Genomic DNA, 14605 nt, shown 5'->3' on the forward strand with positions numbered 1-14605 from the left:
GCTTCTCATGCTCCCCGTGACAGCCACTCTCACGACCGCAGTGCTCCCTCGGCGCGTGATGCGCGCCACATGGCCCACGCCCTGCGCCTGGCACGACTGGGCAGCTACACGACGCAGCCCAATCCGCGTGTCGGCTGTGTCCTGGTAGAGGCCGAGACCGACGAGGTGATCGCGAGCGGCTTTCACGTGCGTGCCGGGGAAGGGCATGCCGAGGTCAATGCGCTGGCAGAGGCAGGCGAGCGCGCGCTGGGCTGCGTGGCCTATGTGACGCTGGAGCCCTGCTCCCACACCGGGCGTACCGGCCCTTGCTCACTGGCCCTGATCGCGGCGGGCGTCTCGCGGGTGGTGATCGCGATGCGTGATCCGAATCCGCAGGTTGCCGGGCGCGGCATCGCGCTGCTGCAGGGCGCGGGCATCGCGGTGACGGTCGGGGTGATGGAGCAGGAGGCGCGAGCGCTCAATCCCGGCTTCCTGTCACGCATGGAGCGCGGTCGGCCCTTCGTGCGCCTCAAGCAGGCCATGAGTCTGGACGGGCGCACGGCGATGGCTTCCGGCGAATCCCAGTGGATCACCGGCCCCGAAGCGCGCAGTGCCGTGCAGCGTCTGCGCGCGCGCTCCAGCGTGGTGATGAGCGGCATCGAGTCGGTCATCTTCGATGATTCGCGTCTCAATGTGCGCGCCGACCAGCTCGGGCTCGAAGACCATCCGCTGGGGCTCGAGGCGCTGGTGGCGCGTCAGCCGTTGCGCGTGGTGGTGGACAGCCATCTGCGTCTGCCGCTGGCGGCGCGCATTCTGGCGCAATCCGGTCGTACGCTGCTGGTATGTGTCGCGGATGAGACAGCGGCGCTGGCTGAGCGACGTACCTTGTTGGAGGCGGCCGGTGCCGAGGTGTTGGCGCTGCCGGCCGGCGAAGATGGACGCGTGGACCTCGAGGCCCTGCTGCGCTATCTGGCCGAGCACGAGCAGGCCAACGAGGTGCTGCTGGAAACCGGCGCGGTGCTGGCCGGGGCCATGATTAATGCGGGGCTGGTCGATGAGATGCAGATATTCATGGCACCGACGCTGCTGGGGGGCGAGGCTCGCCCGCTGCTGGCGCTGCCGGGGCTGGATCACATGGCGCAGCAGCGACGGGTCGAGATTCGCGGTATCCGGGCGGTGGGGCGTGATTGGCGCATCACCGCAGTGCCGGTAGCATCGCCAGACCCGCAGGAGAGCGGCGACTGATTTCTTCTTGTCACGCAAGCACTTGCCGCCGTCTGGCGACAGCGGCGTCGCTGGGTGCTGGCGCAAAACGGGGTGGCGGGGTACCCTGACGCCCGACTTTTTGATAATACGCGTGGGTCCGGCATGGGCCGGCGCAGCCCGTAAAGTGGAGCAAGCATGGCGCTATCAGGCATCGCAGCACTCGTCGAGGATATCCGGCAAGGCAAGATGGTCATCCTCATGGATGACGAGGATCGTGAGAATGAAGGCGACATCATCATCGCCGCGGAAGCCGTGACAGCCGAGCACATCAACTTCATGGCACGCCACGCGCGTGGCTTGATCTGCATGCCGATGTCGCGTGAGCATTGCGAACAGCTCCAGCTGCCACTGATGGTTCAGGCCAACGGTTCCGGCTTCGGCACCAAGTTCACGCTCTCCATCGAGGCCACCGAAGGCGTCACCACCGGCATCTCGGCGGCTGACCGCGCCCGTACCGTGCAGGCTGCCGCCGCGCGCAATGCGCGCCCGCAGGACATCGTCCAGCCGGGGCACATCTTCCCGCTGATGGCGGAACCGGGTGGCGTGCTGCGTCGTGCCGGCCATACCGAGGCGGCCTGTGACCTGGCGTCCATGGCGGGCTTTGGCGCGACCGGCGTGATCTGTGAGGTCATGAACGACGACGGCAGCATGGCGCGTCGTGAAGAGCTCGAGCGCTTCGCCGCCGAGCATGACCTCAAGGTCGGCACCATTGCGGACCTGATCGAATATCGCATCCACAATGAGCAGACCGTGGAAGTGCTGGACAGCGAGCAGGTCGAGACCGCCTTCGGCGAGCTGACGCTGCATTGCTTCAGCGATCGCATCCAGGGCCGTCACCACCTGGCGCTGGTCAAGGGCACGCCGGACGCCGAGTCTCTGACCACCGTGCGCGTGCACGTGCAGGACCCGATGCGCGACCTGCTGACCCTGCGTCAGCCGGGCAGCAGCAGCTGGGCGCTCAATGATGCGCTCGCCGAAGTCGCCGCCGCCGATGCCGGCGTGCTGGTACTGCTGGACACCGGCAGCGACGCGATGGATTACAAGGATCGTCTCGATGTCTTCCTCGGACGACGTCGTACGCCGCGCACCAACGAATCCGATGGTGCGGGCAATTATCTGACCACCGGTACCGGTGCCCAGATCCTTCGGGATCTCGGTGTCGGCCGGATGCGTCTGCTCAGCTCGCCGTGGAAGTTCTCTGCCCTGTCCGGGTTTGGCCTCGAAGTGGTCGAACTGGTCGGCAGTGATGACACGGCAGGCGAGACAGGCGCAGACGCCGCAGGCGCGTAAGCGCTTCGGCACCCCAAATGGCGGGGGAGGTTGCGCACTTCTGGCGGCCTTCCCCGGTATGATTGATATCCCCGCCCCGGTTCTCCGGGGCGCTAGCATTGTGGACTGACCATGCAACCGATTGCTCAACTCGAAGGCACTTTCACCAATGTCGATGGCCGTTACGTCATCGTCGTCGGGCGTTTCAACCACCATGTCGTCGACAGCCTGGTGGAAGGCGCGGTCGATTCTCTCGTACGCCACGGCGTCGATGAGGAAAACATCGACCTGATCCACGTGCCGGGTGCCTGGGAAATTCCGCTGGCCGTCAAGGCCGTGCTGGCCAAGGTCAAGCCGCACGCTGTCATCACGCTGGGCGCGGTGATCCGCGGTGGTACGCCGCACTTCGAATATGTCGCCGGTGAATGCAACTCCGCGCTGTCGCGTCTGCAGCTCGAATTCGACACCCCGGTCGCCAATGGCGTGCTGACGGTGAATTCCATCGAGCAGGCCATCGAGCGTGCCGGCACCAAGGCTGGCAACAAGGGTACCGAAGCGGCCATGGCGGCGATGGAAATGGTCTCCCTGCTCAAGGCCATGGGAGGTGACGCGTGAGCGAACGCAAGGAACGTACCGAGCGCGAGCCGTCCAAGCAGCAGCAGGCGCGTCGCGCCGCTCGCGAGCTGGCCGTGCAGGGCATCTACCAGTGGCAGATGACCGGCAAGAACATGACCACCATCGAAGCCGAGTTCCGTGGTCAAAAGGTCGACGATGACGTCGAGCTGCACGAGAACTGGGTCGAGGTGATGCGCATCGCCGACCAGGCCCTGTTCCACGAGCTGCTGCACAACGTGCCGCGCTTCCAGAAAGAACTGGATGCCAGCATCAGCCCGCTGCTCGACCGTCGCCTGCAGGATCTCGACGAGATCGAGCTGGCCATCCTGCGTCTGGGCGCTTACGAGCTGTCCAAGCGCATGGAAGTGCCGTATCGCGTGGCGATCAACGAAGGGGTCGAGCTGGCCAAGACCTTCGGTGCCACCGACGGGCACAAGTACGTCAACGGGATCCTCGACAAGCTGGCAGTCAAGCTGCGCAGTGCCGAGGTGACCCAGGCCCGCCTGCGCTGACATGCCAGGTGAATTCGAGCTGATTGCCCGCTACTTCCAGCGCGATCTGTCCGGGGCACCGGGCGTGTTGCTGGGGCCGGGTGACGACTGTGCACTTCTTGCCGCCAGTGATGGCATGCAGATGGCGGTCAGTGTCGATACCTCGGTGGCGGGGGTGCACTTCCCGCCGGATGCGCCTGCGGCGTCCATTGGCCATCGCGCCCTGGCCGTCAATCTGTCTGATCTGGCGGCGATGGGCGCGACCCCGCGCTGGGCGTTGCTGGCCCTGACGTTGCCGGACGTGGATGAAGACTGGCTGCATGGTTTTGCAGCCGGTTTCCACGCGCTGGCGGATCGCTACGGCATCGCGCTGGTAGGCGGCGACGTCACGCGCGGCCCGCTCTCCATCACGATCACCGTGCATGGCGAGCTGCCGTGCGTACTCGAGCCTGCCCAGCAGGCCGATAGCGTGACCCGCCCGATTCTTCGGCGTGACGGCGCCCGTGAGGGGGATCTCATCGCGGTCACCGGCCTGCCGGGGCTGGCGCATGCTGGCCTCAAGGCCTGGCAGGATGGCGTACGCGATGTGCTGAATCCTTGCCTGGCGGCCTACCTGCGACCAGAACCGCGGGTCGATGCGGGGCTGGCGCTGCGTGAGCTGGCCAGTGCGGGCCTGGATGTCTCCGATGGCGTGATGGGCGACCTGGCACACATCTGTCGTGCCAGTCAGCTGTCGGCGTCGCTGGAGCTTGGCGAACTGCCGCTGGCGCCGGAGCTGGTCACGGCGCTGGGCGAGCAGGGTGCCCGCGAGGCGGTCCTCAATGGCGGCGACGATTACGAGCTGTTGCTCACGCTGCCCCAAGAGAATCTCGAGACGGCCAGGCTCGCCCTGCGCTCGCTCAATCTGTCCTTGAATGTCATCGGTCGCATGCAGGCGGCGGGCAGCGATGCGCCGCGCGTGATGCTGATGGACAAGGGCGTTGAGCAGGCAGCGACGGGCCAGAGCTGGCAGCATTTCTCTGCCTCGCAGGCTTCTGTCACACAGGGCTCTGACACACAGGTCTCTGCCACGCAGGCTTCTAGGGCAGACGGCTCCGGCGGCGATGCGTCGCCACGCAACGCGAACGGGGTGGCACCATGAATCGCGCTCCCGCCAGTGTCTGGCGGCGCCCCGTCCACTTCCTGGCCTTCGGTCTGGGCAGTGGTACCGCGCCCTTTGCACCGGGCACCTTCGGTACTCTCGCGGCAATCCCGTTCTACTGGCTGATGACCAACCTCACGCTGTGGCCGTATCTGGCCATCGTGCTGGTCGCGTCGCTGGTCGGGATCTGGATCTGTGATCGCACCTCGCGCGATCTCGGTGTGCATGATCACTCCGGGATCGTCTGGGACGAATTCGTCGGCTATTGGATCACGATGGCCGCCGTGCCATTCTCTTGGCAGGCAGCGCTGTGGGGCTTCGTGGTCTTCCGGGTCTTCGATATTCTCAAGCCATGGCCGATTCGCTGGGCCGACCGCCGGGTTGCCGGTGGCTTCGGCATCATGCTGGATGACGTCTTCGCCGGTATCTATGCCTGGTCGACGATGCATCTGTGGCTGTGGTTGCACTGACGCTTCGCTGCCTTGGTGGCGAGGCTCACGCACATGTTTCACTGATGGAAGCAGATGCGACAAGAGGCACCGCGCAGACGGTGTGATGCTCCAATAACGGACAAGGGTTAATGCGATGGGCAAGGGACTGGTAACCGCGACGGCAGTGGTCGTCATCGGGGCAGCCGGCTATGTCGGCGGCGTGGCTTACTCAAGCCAGCGCTTTGAAGATGAGATGGCCCGCATGGTGGCAGAGCTCGACAGGAGCTCCGACATCAAGGCGACCCGTGAGGATGTCGACAGCGGCTGGTTCGGCTCCACGGGCCGGGTAGAGATGGAACTCGCCACCGGGGACGGTGAAGGTCCCATGCGCATCGTACTGCCCTATGAAGCCGGCCACGGCCTGCTGTCGACCACCATGCAGGGCAACGTCAAGGTGCTGTACGGTACGCCGTCACGCGATGTCTTCGCCGAAGTGCTCGGCGATGGCAAGGCGATCGCCTTCGATGGCAGCGTCGACAACTTCAGCGGCGCCAGCGACACCACCCTGACCTTGCCGGCCTTCGACTGGCAGGACTCGGAGAGCGGCACGCGCATCGACTTCCAGGGCGGTGAGCTGCTGGCCTCCCACGATGGCGGTGACACCCCGGAAATTACCGTGGATGGTGAGATCACGCCGTTCGATATCACCAATGGCGCCGAGAAGGTCAGCGTCGGCACCCTGAGCCTCAACGGCATCTATCGCGGGGCGGACAATGACTTCCGCCAGGACGACAAGATCGTGCTGGACACCCTGACCATCGACAACGGCACCGGTCAGCCGCCGGTGGTCGCCAGCGACATCCGTTACAGCGGCGAAACGCGTCTGGACCCGACCGAGCTGCGCTATCTGATGAAGCTGTCGGTGCAGGATGTCAGTGCGGGTGATCAGCAGATGGCCAGCGGCGACGTGTCCATCTCGATCGACCGTCTGCAGGGTGCGGCCGTCTATGACTTCATCACCCAGCTGCAGGGCTTGCTGGAAGAAGCGGGCAAGCCGTTCGAGGAGCTGAGCGAAGAGCAGCAGGTCGCCATCCTCGAGAAGGTCGAAGCGCCGCTGTTCACCATGCTGAGCACCTCTCCGCGCATGACGCTGGAATCGCTGAATGCCAAGAGCGATGCCTTCGGTGTCGACATGCAAGGTGATGGCCAGATGATTCTCGATGGTGCCGACATCACTGATCTGACCATCCAGGAACTGCAGACCGTACCGGGTCAGCAGGCCTTCCTGAATCGTCTGAGCGGGCGCTTCGAGTTCCGCAACGTGCCGCCGATGATGGCCATGATGGCGGGTGTCTCTCCGCAGGCCGCCGACCGCAACCTCGTGGTCGAGATCGACGGTGACAGCGTGAAGATCAACGGCACCCCGATCTACTGAGCGCCGCGCAGTATGCTGGAAACGACAATGCCCGCCTCATGGCGGGCATTGTCGTTTCCAGGGGGCGCATCAGGTGCCACCCTGAACACGCAGTGTTGCGCCCCCGGTGCGGCAAGCCTGCCTTGATAAAGTGGCTCACTGGCCGCATTGGGGGAGATGATCGCCTCAACCGAGGCCTGGTTTCATGAGGGTTGCATGCCACGTCACGAAGAGATTTCCGATAACGACGATATTCTTGCCGGCTTCGAGGATGACAGCCAGTCACAAGAGCCTTCTTCTTCTTCCGCCTCGGGTGGGCTGGTGCCCAGTGGTGACCAGCTGCCGGAGCGCATCTACCTGCTGCCGATTCACAATCGCCCGTTCTTCCCGGCCCAGGTCCAGCCGCTGGTGATCAACAAGCAGCGTTGGGCCGAGACCATGCAGCTGGTCGGCAATACGCCGCATCATGCTGTCGGTCTGGCCTTCGTCGGCGATGTCGAGGTCGATGAGCTGGGGGTCGAGCACTTCCCCGAGATCGGCTCTGCCGTACGCGTCCACAAGCCTGAAGACGGCGATGACCAGGTACAGTTCATCGCCCAGGGACTGCGCCGCTTCCGCATCACGCGCTGGCTGTCGCGCAAGCCTCCCTATCTGGTCGAGGTCACCTATCCGCGCGAGCCGGTCGATGCCGAGAGCGATGAGGCGCGCGCCTACGCGATGGCGATGATCAACGGCATAAAGGAGCTGCTGCCGATCAACCCGCTGTACGGTGAGGAGCTCAAGCAGTACCTCAACCGCTTCAGCCCGCATGAACCGGGTCCGCTGACTGATTTCGCCGCCGCCATCACCTCGGCCAAGGGCGCTGAGCTGCAGGAGGTGCTGGAGTCGCTGCCGGTGATGGAGCGCATGCAGAAGGTGCTGCCCCTGCTGCGCAAGGAAATCGAGGTCGCACAGCTGCAGACCGAGATCTCCCAGCAGGTCAACGCGCAGATGGAGAAGCATCAGCGCGAATTCTTCCTGCGCGAACAGCTCAAGGTCATCCAGCGTGAGCTGGGCATCTCCAAGGATGATCGCGAGAACGACGTCGATACCTTCCGCGGCCGTCTCGACGAGCTCAAGGTGCCGGAGCGTGTCCAGTCGCGCATCGATGATGAGCTCGACAAGCTGTCGGTGCTGGAGACCGGCTCGCCGGAATACGGCACCACGCGCAACTATCTTGACTGGCTGACCTCGCTGCCGTGGGGCATCACCTCCACCGATCAGCTCAATCTGGCGCATGCGCGCACCGTTCTCAATCGCGATCACGATGGGCTGGATGATGTGAAGTCACGCATCGTCGAGTTTCTGGCCGAGGGCACCTTCAAGGGCGATGTCGGCGGCTCGATCCTGCTGCTGGTCGGCCCGCCCGGCGTGGGCAAGACCTCCATCGGGCGCTCCATCGCCCAGGCACTGGGTCGTGAGTTCTATCGCTTCTCGATCGGTGGCATGCGTGATGAGTCAGAGATCAAGGGCCATCGCCGCACCTATGTGGGTGCCATGCCCGGCAAGCTGGTGCAGGCGCTCAAGGAGGTCAAGGTCGAGAATCCGGTGATCATGCTCGATGAGATCGACAAGCTGGGGCAGTCCTTCCAGGGCGACCCGGCCTCGGCGCTGCTCGAGGTGCTGGATCCGGAGCAGAACGTCGACTTCCTCGATCACTACCTCGATGTACGCCTCGATCTCTCCAAGGTGCTGTTCGTTTGTACCGCCAATACGCTGGACAGCATTCCCGGCCCGCTGCTGGACCGTATGGAGCAGATTCGCCTCTCCGGCTACATCGCCGAGGAGAAGATGGCGATCGCCAAGCACCACCTGTGGCCGAAGCTGCTGACCCGCGACAATATCCCCAAGAAGCGCATCAATCTGAGTGACGCCGCGCTGCGTCAGGTCATCGAGGGCTATGCCCGTGAGGCCGGCGTGCGCCAGCTGGAGAAACAGCTGCACCGTATCGTGCGCAAGGCGGCGGTGAAGTTGCTGGAAGAGGAGCTTCCGACCGTGAAGGTCTCGGTCAAGAACCTCGAGGAATTCCTCGGTGCGCCGATCTTCCGTCGCGAGAAGGTCCTGGCCGGCGAAGGCGTGGTGACCGGGCTTGCCTGGACCAGCATGGGCGGTGCGACCCTGCCCATCGAAGCTACCCGGGTGCATGGCCTGACACGTGGCTTGAAGTTGACCGGCAAGCTGGGCGACGTGATGCAGGAGTCGGCCAACATCGCCTACTCCTACACCCTGGCCAATCTCGAGGCCTACGATGCCGAGCCGGACTTCTTCAACGAGTCCTTCATTCACCTGCACGTGCCTGAAGGCGCGACGCCCAAGGACGGCCCCAGCGCCGGCGTGACCATGACCACGGCGCTGATGTCGTTGGCCAAGCATCAGGCGCCGCGCAAGGGGCTGGCGATGACCGGTGAGCTGACCTTGACCGGTCAGGTGCTGCCGGTGGGCGGTATCCGCGAGAAGGTGATTGCGGCGCGGCGCAGTGATATCTACGAGCTGATTCTGCCGCAGGCCAACCAGCGCGATTACGATGAGCTGCCGGAATACCTGAAGGAAGGCATGATCGTGCACTTCGCGGCGCGCTACGCGGATGTCTCGCGTGTGGTCTTCGACAGTGACAGCGCCCAGCGTCATTGAGTGGTGTGTGATCAGCGGCGAGCCCTGAGTGGCAAGCGCTGATTGCCAGGCTCTGAGCGCCAGATGCTGAGCTCCACCAGCGCCGAAGTCAGCCGCAAGACGACAGAGGCCCCGCCAATTGGCGGGGCCTCTGTCGTTTCTGTGCTTTCTGCTGCCTGTGCTTTCTTCTTGCTGTGCTTGGGTTTGTCGATTGTCTGTCGATTCCGGGAAAGTCTGGGAGAGCGATTGGAAGAGCGATCGGGAGGGTGGTCGTGAAAGGAGCTGGTCAGCCTGGCTCGTGCTCAGGCGGTGTCGAGTTGCTCGAGGACGGCCGCCTCGGCGGCATTGCGCCCGACGCTGGCGATGCCGTTGTCGCGGCCGGATTCCGACTTGTACATCTGACTGCGGCCGATCTGCTGGCTGTTGGCGGCCAGCAAGGTGAAATAGAAACGTCCGTCCTTGGCGACTTCCCGGGTGAAGCGTTTTTCCTCGACGGCATTCTTGCGCACGGATTCCACGCCGTTCAGGCAGCCGCGCTTGTCGGCATAGCCCTGACTCTGCAGGATCTTCTCGCCGTTGCCTGCCTTCAGTGCAAAGTAGAACTTGCTGTCCTTGCCCCGAGTGATGACGAATTTTCCGGCCATGGGTGACTCCTGTTCCTTGTGGGGTGTCTGGCATTGCCTGATGTGTCGTCCTTCAGTGTAATCAGCGCCTCCCGCCGCAGGCCCACGCTAGAGACCGCTTCATTCAACGCTTTCGGTGCTTGTCGGTATCTTTCGGGGCTACTGATGGCGTGGGCGGTGCTATCTGGTAGGCAAGCGGGGCCGGTACATGACAGAATTGACCCTAGGCAGACAGCGTTGACCCAAGAGGTACGCGTCTCCTCTGGACACCAGGTGTGCGTACCCCGAGCGGGGCGCCGCCTGACCAAAACAGAAGCCGCTCCCGTGCGGAGTGATTCTGCAGCGGATTGCGCAGAAGGGCGGCGTCAGTTTCCTGATCCTGCCAGGCGCAATTCCATGAATCAGTCCCTCTTCGCACAGGAGAGCGGCCAAGCATTGAATGAGGTTTACCATGCCAGAGTATCGCTCCCGTACGACCACCGCAGGTCGTAACATGGCCGGCGCTCGCGCCCTGTGGCGCGCCACCGGCATGAAAGATGGCGACTTCCAGAAGCCGATCATCGCCGTTGCCAACTCCTTCACCCAGTTCGTGCCGGGCCACGTCCACCTCAAGGACATGGGGCAGCTGGTCGCGCGCGAGATCGAGAAGGCCGGCGGTGTCGCCAAGGAATTCAACACCATCGCGGTCGATGATGGCATCGCCATGGGCCACGACGGCATGCTGTATTCGTTGCCGTCGCGTGACCTGATCGCCGACAGCGTCGAATACATGGTGAATGCCCACTGTGCGGATGCGCTGGTGTGCATCTCCAACTGTGACAAGATCACCCCGGGGATGTTGATGGCCGCCATGCGCCTCAACATCCCGGTCATCTTCGTCTCCGGCGGCCCGATGGAAGCCGGCAAGACCAAGCTGCTGGATCACGGCCTCGATCTGGTCGATGCCATGGTCATCGCCGCCGATGACAGCGTCGACGACGAGACGGTCGCCGAGATCGAGCGCAGCGCCTGCCCGACCTGTGGCAGCTGCTCGGGCATGTTCACGGCCAACTCCATGAACTGCCTGATGGAAGCGCTGGGTCTGGCATTGCCGGGCAACGGCACCGTGCTGGCCACGCACTCCGATCGTCGTCGCCTGTTCGAGAACGCCGGGCATCGCATCGTCGAGCTGGCGCGCCGTTACTACGAAGGCAACGAAGAGCACCTGTTGCCGCGTGCCATCGGCTCCCGCGCCGCCTTCGCCAACGCGATGACGCTGGATATCGCCATGGGTGGCTCGACCAATACCATCCTGCACCTGCTGGCCGCCGCTCAGGAAGCCGGTGTCGACTTCACCATGTCCGACATCGACAAGCTGTCCCACAGCGTGCCACAGATGTGCAAGGTGGCGCCGAACACCCAGAAATATCACATCGAGGATGTCCATCGTGCCGGCGGCATCATGGGGATCCTGGGCGAGCTGGATCGTGCCGGTGTGCTGGATACCTCGGTGCCGACCGTCTACGGCGACTCGCTGTCTGCGGCGCTGGAAGAGTGGGACATCATGCGTTCACCCACTGATGAAGTCGTCGAGTTCTATCGTGCCGGCCCGGGCGGTATCCCGACCCAGACCGCCTTCTCGCAGAGCGCGCGCTGGCCGAGCCTGGATGGTGATCGCGCCCAGGGCTGTATCCGCGATTACGACCATTGCTTCTCCACCCAGGGCGGCCTGGCCGTGCTGTACGGCAATATCGCACTGGATGGTTGCGTGGTGAAGACCGCTGGTGTCGATGACTCCATCCTGGTCTTCGAAGGCCGTGCCTACGTCTGTGAGTCCCAGGATCAGGCGGTGGAAGACATCCTGGCCGACAAGGTCAAGGAAGGCGACGTCGTGATCATCCGCTACGAAGGGCCGAAGGGCGGTCCGGGCATGCAGGAAATGCTCTACCCGACGTCCTATCTCAAGTCCAAGGGGCTGGGCAAGGCGTGTGCGCTGCTCACCGACGGTCGTTTCTCCGGCGGTACCTCGGGCCTGTCCATCGGCCACGCGTCTCCGGAAGCGGCGGCGGGCGGTGCCATCGGTCTGGTCGAGCATGGCGACACCATCCTGATCGACATCCCGAACCGCACCATCAACGTCAAGCTGAGCGACAGTGAGCTGCATGAGCGCCGTGAAGCGATGGATGCCCGTGGCAAGGATGCCTGGAAGCCGAGCATCCAGCGCAACCGTCGTGTCTCCGCCGCGCTCAAGGCCTATGCCTTGCTGGCGACTTCCGCTGACAAGGGCGCCGTGCGCGACCTGAGCAAGCTGGACTGAGAATCGGTCTCAGATATCTGACCCGGTCTCTGAGCAGGCCTCTGCGCTGAAACACCGCGCAAGCCTGTGTGACTCCTGTATGTCTCCTTTGTGAGTACTGAGTGAGTGCTGAGTGAGTCAAACGACAACGGCCACCCCTTGGGGTGGCCGTTGTCGTTGATGGGGAGGTGCCTGAAGGGCATCCGCGGCAGGCCGCACACACGAAAGGCGCCACTCAGGGCAGATCGGGTGAGGGGAAGCCGCTCGGTGACTGGGGGCTTGCGAAGGTGTCCGTCGGGATGACCGGCTCAAGCTCCAGGAAGCGCACGCGATTGCGTCCCTGGCGTTTGGCCTTCTTGAGTGCGTGCTGGGCGCGCTCGCAAAGCTCGAGACGGTTGGCCAGCGTGAGCGTATCGGGTGCCGGATGATAGCAGGTCAGCCCGATGCTGCAGGTGACCGGCCCGTCGAGACCATGCAGTTCTGCCGTGGCATGGCGGACGCGCTCGGCGAGGATGATGGCGCCGCTGGAATCTGTCTGGCCCAGCACCGCAATCAGCGAGCCATCATCACGCTGGCTGAGCAGGTCGCTCTTGCGTGTCGCGTTGCGCAGGATAGTGGAGACCTGCTGCAGAGCACGGTCTCCTGCGGCGCGGCCGTACTGGCGATTGAAGTCGGTAAAGGCATCCACGTTGAGCAGCAGAATCGACAGTGGCTGCCCATGGCGCGCACTGCGCGCAATTTCACCATCCAGCTGTTGCTCGAAGATCTCCGTGGGCAACAGCTTGTCCAGCACCGACGGCACGGCCGGGCCCGGGGGCGCCATGCTGGCCAGCTTGTGCCGCATGCGGGCCAGGCTCTCCTCGTGGGAGCGCTGCTCGCTGAGATCCTGGTGCTGGCTGAGAATGACGCCGGAGTGGCTGTCGATCACATCCAGATGCAGCATGACTTCGATGATCTGCCCCTGTCTGCCCAGATAGCGATGCGGCTGCTCGAAGTGGGTGATCTCGCCGGCCTGCATGGCCAGAAGCGCCTCCTGACAGGCCTGCATGTCAGCAGGGTGGGAGACATCCTCCAGCGCGCCACGCTGCAGTTCACTCCTCTCCGTCCCCAGCAGTTGGGCCAGCGCCGGATTGAGACGTGTCCAATGGCCATGGAAGTCCATGATCGCCATCGGGAGCTGGCAGCGCGAGAACAGCAGCTCCATCTCCTGGTAGGCGAGGCGCAGGTTGCTCAGTTCACTGGTCAGCCGCTTGCGCGCATTCTCGCGATCGATCAAGCCTCCCAGCAGGCTGGCCAGTGTCTCGACCAGTGCACGATCGCTGGCGCTGAAATCTGCCGCGCGCGGCGAGTTGTCGCCGAAGCAGACGGTGCCGGTCAGACGGCCTTCGGTCCATACCGGGGCGGCGATATAGCTCTGGAAGGGCATCGACTTGAGGGCCGGATGAGCCTCGAGTGCTGGCGTGGTCGCGATATTGGCGTAGGCGATGCAGCCAGCCTGCTCAACGACTTCATTGCAGTAGGTCTCGTTCAGCGGTGCGATCGCGCCCTCGACCTTGCCGGGCGGCGGATTGACCGCCGCCATGATTTCATAGCGATTGGCCTCAGCGTGGCCGAGGATGCCGGTGGTCATCCCCAGCAGGCGGCAAGCGGTCACCAGGTACTCTCTGAGCTGTTCGCTGAAGGTTCCCGCAGGCGCGAGTGTCAGGGCAAACAGCGCTTGCAGCTGGGCGGGTCCGAGATTCTCATTGAGGAAGACAGTCGCGGCGGCGGCTTGTGGCGAGAGCTCTGAGGTATCAACGGGACTCGAATGCCCCGAAGAGGGTGGTCGCGCGGGCGGAGTAGGCAGCATGTGACATCCTTATCTTGCATGTTGCGGGGAGAGGGAATGACCAAAAAAAGAGTATGGCGGTTGGGAGCGATGAACGGGCGTTTTGCCGGGGCAGGAAATCAACTGTTCATACACGTAAGACTGGCGGGGCTTTTCGAGGTGCGACTGGATTGGAGGCGCGCCAGGCCGTGACTCTGGTGGTGGTACAAAAGAAACGGGGAGGCCGGTCGATGGCTGATCGACGGCCTCCCCGACAAGTTCTTTCTCTGCCCACCATGATGCGTCGTCATGCGTGGCAGAGTCTGTGTGCCGCTTGTCCTGTCATCCGTGTCCTGTGCCGTTTCACACCTGATGTCACCGGTGGGGCAGGCAGGATCCCGCTGTTGTCATGCGTATCGTTGTTGGCTCAAGCGGCTTCTGCCAGCTGAGGTTCCGCTGTCGCTTCCATATCGATGGCTTCCAACGCCAGTTCGATCGAGAACCAGTTGTCGTTCAGCCACAATTCCAATGCTTCATTGCTCATGCACATCGTCAAGTCTCCCCGAGAGTAGTGGCAAGCGCGTGTGTGTCATGGTGTGCTGCCGGTAAGCAGCAATCATCAGTATGGCGTCTCCTTGCCGAGAG

The 14605-nt window shown here is 63.7% G+C and carries 11 protein-coding genes; 9 read left to right on the forward strand and 2 right to left on the reverse strand.

Features of this window, described 5'->3' with window-relative positions; genetic code table 11:
- Positions 1-69 precede the first annotated feature (69 nt).
- From ribD to lon, 8 genes are all read left to right on the forward strand, one after another.
- Positions 70-1224, forward strand: coding sequence for a bifunctional diaminohydroxyphosphoribosylaminopyrimidine deaminase/5-amino-6-(5-phosphoribosylamino)uracil reductase RibD (gene ribD / locus QD208_RS02785; protein WP_242007828.1), 1155 nt, complete (start codon positions 70-72; stop codon positions 1222-1224).
- A 156-nt stretch (positions 1225-1380) separates the two neighbouring features.
- Positions 1381-2535: a bifunctional 3,4-dihydroxy-2-butanone-4-phosphate synthase/GTP cyclohydrolase II gene (gene ribBA / locus QD208_RS02790; RefSeq protein ID WP_054555540.1), complete on the forward strand. Its 1155-nt coding sequence runs from the start codon at positions 1381-1383 to the stop codon at positions 2533-2535.
- Between the two features lie 111 nt (positions 2536-2646).
- The gene (ribE, locus tag QD208_RS02795; RefSeq protein WP_043331374.1) at positions 2647-3129 is read left to right on the forward strand and encodes a 6,7-dimethyl-8-ribityllumazine synthase; all 483 of its coding nucleotides are present in this window, start codon (positions 2647-2649) and stop codon (positions 3127-3129) included.
- Entirely contained in the window at positions 3126-3641 is a 516-nt protein-coding gene (gene nusB, locus QD208_RS02800; RefSeq protein ID WP_054555539.1) for a transcription antitermination factor NusB, read from the forward strand. Before ribE ends, nusB begins: the two co-directional genes overlap by 4 nt.
- Before the next feature lies 1 nt (position 3642).
- Positions 3643-4761 (forward strand): thiamine-phosphate kinase, encoded by a 1119-nt coding sequence (gene thiL / locus QD208_RS02805; RefSeq protein WP_279835526.1) that lies wholly within the window; start codon positions 3643-3645, stop codon positions 4759-4761.
- Positions 4758-5231, forward strand: a complete 474-nt coding sequence (locus QD208_RS02810) for a phosphatidylglycerophosphatase A (RefSeq protein ID WP_043331372.1) — start codon at positions 4758-4760, stop codon at positions 5229-5231. The genes thiL and QD208_RS02810 overlap by 4 nt, the downstream gene beginning before the upstream one ends.
- 115 nt (positions 5232-5346) lie before the next feature.
- Positions 5347-6627 carry a DUF945 family protein gene (locus QD208_RS02815; protein WP_153636350.1) on the forward strand — a complete coding sequence of 427 codons (1281 nt, stop codon included), beginning with the start codon at positions 5347-5349 and terminating at the stop codon, positions 6625-6627.
- 195 nt (positions 6628-6822) lie between these two features.
- Positions 6823-9276 carry an endopeptidase La gene (gene lon / locus QD208_RS02820; RefSeq protein ID WP_153636349.1) on the forward strand — a complete coding sequence of 818 codons (2454 nt, stop codon included), beginning with the start codon at positions 6823-6825 and terminating at the stop codon, positions 9274-9276.
- Between the two features lie 281 nt (positions 9277-9557).
- Here the strand turns inward: lon and QD208_RS02825 are convergent, their stop codons facing one another.
- Entirely contained in the window at positions 9558-9899 is a 342-nt protein-coding gene (locus QD208_RS02825) for a YegP family protein (protein WP_043331370.1), read from the reverse strand.
- 430 nt (positions 9900-10329) lie between these two features.
- Between QD208_RS02825 and ilvD the strand changes: the two genes are divergently transcribed.
- Positions 10330-12174 carry a dihydroxy-acid dehydratase gene (ilvD, locus tag QD208_RS02830; protein WP_107336223.1) on the forward strand — a complete coding sequence of 615 codons (1845 nt, stop codon included), beginning with the start codon at positions 10330-10332 and terminating at the stop codon, positions 12172-12174.
- Positions 12175-12388: 214 nt separating this feature from the next.
- On the opposite strand, the gene QD208_RS02835 is transcribed toward ilvD, so the two are convergent.
- Entirely contained in the window at positions 12389-14002 is a 1614-nt protein-coding gene (locus QD208_RS02835; protein WP_153636348.1) for a GGDEF domain-containing protein, read from the reverse strand.
- Positions 14003-14605: the final 603 nt, after the last annotated feature.

Origin of the sequence: Cobetia sp. 29-18-1 (assembly GCF_029846405.1) — a bacterium.
Lineage (GTDB): Bacteria > Pseudomonadota > Gammaproteobacteria > Pseudomonadales > Halomonadaceae > Cobetia > Cobetia amphilecti.

Coding starts and splice junctions, on each gene's coding strand:
- lon (WP_153636349.1), top strand. CDS start 6,823: ATGCCACGTCACGAAGAGATTTCCGATAACGACGATATTCTTGCCGGC.
- ribE (WP_043331374.1), top strand. CDS start 2,647: ATGCAACCGATTGCTCAACTCGAAGGCACTTTCACCAATGTCGATGGC.
- thiL (WP_279835526.1), top strand. CDS start 3,643: ATGCCAGGTGAATTCGAGCTGATTGCCCGCTACTTCCAGCGCGATCTG.
- QD208_RS02825 (WP_043331370.1), bottom strand. CDS start 9,899: ATGGCCGGAAAATTCGTCATCACTCGGGGCAAGGACAGCAAGTTCTAC.
- ilvD (WP_107336223.1), top strand. CDS start 10,330: ATGCCAGAGTATCGCTCCCGTACGACCACCGCAGGTCGTAACATGGCC.
- ribBA (WP_054555540.1), top strand. CDS start 1,381: ATGGCGCTATCAGGCATCGCAGCACTCGTCGAGGATATCCGGCAAGGC.
- QD208_RS02835 (WP_153636348.1), bottom strand. CDS start 14,002: ATGCTGCCTACTCCGCCCGCGCGACCACCCTCTTCGGGGCATTCGAGT.
- QD208_RS02810 (WP_043331372.1), top strand. CDS start 4,758: ATGAATCGCGCTCCCGCCAGTGTCTGGCGGCGCCCCGTCCACTTCCTG.
- QD208_RS02815 (WP_153636350.1), top strand. CDS start 5,347: ATGGGCAAGGGACTGGTAACCGCGACGGCAGTGGTCGTCATCGGGGCA.
- ribD (WP_242007828.1), top strand. CDS start 70: ATGGCCCACGCCCTGCGCCTGGCACGACTGGGCAGCTACACGACGCAG.